The organism is Brevibacillus centrosporus, from assembly GCF_003710815.1.
Lineage (GTDB): Bacteria > Bacillota > Bacilli > Brevibacillales > Brevibacillaceae > Brevibacillus > Brevibacillus centrosporus.
The window spans coordinates 1-2,364 of the sequence record NZ_RHHP01000065.1; the positions used below are offsets into that span (position 1 = coordinate 1).

3 protein-coding genes are annotated in these 2,364 nt (G+C 48.4%); all 3 read left to right on the forward strand.

What is annotated here, in order from left to right:
- Positions 1–100 precede the first annotated feature (100 nt).
- Complete coding sequence (locus EDM55_RS29835; RefSeq protein ID WP_122962131.1) at positions 101–1,006, forward strand: RecT family recombinase; 906 nt, start codon at positions 101–103, stop codon at positions 1,004–1,006.
- A 373-nt stretch (positions 1,007–1,379) separates the two neighbouring features.
- Complete coding sequence (locus EDM55_RS29845) at positions 1,380–2,138, forward strand: MBL fold metallo-hydrolase (protein WP_307723977.1); 759 nt, start codon at positions 1,380–1,382, stop codon at positions 2,136–2,138.
- The coding region (locus tag EDM55_RS29850) for a 3'-5' exonuclease (RefSeq protein WP_259676118.1) at positions 2,138–2,364 on the forward strand (227 nt) is incomplete at its 3' end. The genes EDM55_RS29845 and EDM55_RS29850, both read left to right, overlap by 1 nt.

Here is a 2,364-nt window from a genome sequence, read left to right on the forward strand (position 1 = left end):
CTGTCATCCAGCTTTCTATCGTGGACGCACTCATGCTACGAAATGCGATCGATGATCTTGTCGCCGTAAAACTGATTGAGAAAACAGGAGGAACTTCAATATGAGCAAAGCACTCGCTTTAATGCCATTTGGTGAACTGACAGAACAAGACATTGTGACTGTACGGGAAACCATCGCCAAGGACTGCAACGAGTCTCAATTCAGACTGTTTATGGGGATTGCCAAATCTTCAGGTGCAAACCCGTTGCTGCAAGAAATTCACCCAAGCGTATTTCAAAACAAGCTCACTGTACAATTCGGGATCGATTTTCACGTACGCAAAGCCAAGGAAACAGAAGGGTACCAAGGTTATGATGTTCAACTGGTCCACGACAACGATACTTTCAAAATGCATCAAGAAAAAGCAGAAGATGGCCGTTATTATGCGGTGATCGATGAGCATTCTTGGGGTTTTCCACGAGGTAAGGTAGTCGGCGGTTATGCCATAGCATATAAAGAGGGCTATGCACCATTCACTGTCGTGATGGACGTGGAAGAAGTCGAGCACTTTAAACGCTCACAGATCGGGATGCAGAAAACGATGTGGACGAACTACTTCAATGACATGTTCAAAAAGCATATGACCCGCAGGGCATTGAAGGCTGCCTTTGGTCTACGCTTCGATGATGTTGAATCAGCAGACGCTGGTCCTGCCGCATACGAACCACAACAACGGAAGGATATCACGGCTGAGGTTGAGCAGATGGCAACTGAGCCAAAAACACAGGAAGCTCCTGTAGAAGACGATGAAACTTCCAAACTAAAAAAAGCACGTGACGAGATGAAGAAGAAATTCGCACTGCTCGGCATTACTGACTCGGATGCAATGGGTGCCTATATTGCGGAACACTGCAAAACCAAGGGAGAGAAGCCAACTTTGGTTGAGATTACTGGGCTCCTCAAGATCATGGACATGCACATTGCAGAGAAGCAAGCGCAAACTTCAAACGACGACGAACTGAACTGAGCGCATGGGAGACATTCAACTCAATCTTTTTGACGAACTGGTAATGGAGCCTTCGAGTGATGGACAGGCTCCCCCAGATTCGTCCCTCAATGGATTCTACTATGAACGCTCGACTGACAAATTCGTCTCGTTTGCCCTCGGCACAAGGCATTTCGAAGTGGCAGCTAGAGATTGTGATTTTACGAAGGAGTGGCAGAAACGGATCAAACAGGACCGGGCGATATGAGGTGATCCGGCTTGCACAAAGTCGAAATCTATGTACTTGATCCTGAATGCCAACTTTGCGGGCGCGAGATGAATCCTGGGAGAGAACATCATTGGCGCGGACTAGATATTTGCGTTCGGTGCAATGACGAGATAAAGGAGGGCCGGAATGATAAAAGTGGACATTCTGGCAAGTGGGTCGGGCGGCAACTGCGTCGCCCTGACTTCAGAACAAAAAACCGTACTGATCGACGCGGGAGTGGCAAAAACAAAAATCGAAAAGCGGCTGCTGGAAGTAGGCATACGTCCAGATGAGGTAGCCGGTATCTTTGTAACGCACGCCCATGGTGACCATATCAGAGGTTTGCCGTTGGCCAACAAGTACCGGATACCCGTCTTTGCAACCTATGGCGAATGGAAAGGAATCGCTGGTGTGGATGAAGAGTTACAACACATTGTCAGCACACTGCATGGTCTGTACGAAAAAATCGAGCTTGGTGGTTTTCTCGTACACCCATTTCAGACACACCACGATGCATACGAGCCTGTTGGTTATGCGGTAGAGGATGATCGCGGCGACCGCTGCTGTGTAGTGTTTGATACGGGGCATGTCGATTCGTACATGCTTGAAATGATGGAAGGCAACTGTTACATCATCGAGGCCAATCACGAGCCAGCAATGGTGGAGGCAGGGGACTATCCGGATACGGTCAAGGCACGCATTCTATCCGATAACGGACACTTGAGCAATGAACAAACCGCTGCAGCTCTTCAACGATTGATCCAGGGACGCGGAGAGCGGATCTACCTGACCCACTTATCGAGCAAGAACAATCTTCCGGCACTAGCTGAAATGACGGTAAAACAGGCATTACGAAAGATCGGATACGCCGCAGGAAAACATTACACCTTGGAGGTGTTGGCTTGATGCTTAACGATATCACGGTTTTTGACTTTGAGACGACCGGACTTAACCCTCGAAATGAACGCGTCATTGAAATGGCTGCCATTCGAGTGATCAAGGGCCAGATCGTTTCTGGATTCCATACCTTGGTCAAACCAGGGCGCCAGCTGAGTCCAAAGATTACTGAAATTACCGGGATCACAGACGAGATGTTGACGGATGCGATGGACGAAAACATTGCCTTTCGAAT

Coding starts and splice junctions, on each gene's coding strand:
- EDM55_RS29835 (WP_122962131.1), top strand. CDS start 101: ATGAGCAAAGCACTCGCTTTAATGCCATTTGGTGAACTGACAGAACAA.
- EDM55_RS29845 (WP_307723977.1), top strand. CDS start 1,380: ATGATAAAAGTGGACATTCTGGCAAGTGGGTCGGGCGGCAACTGCGTC.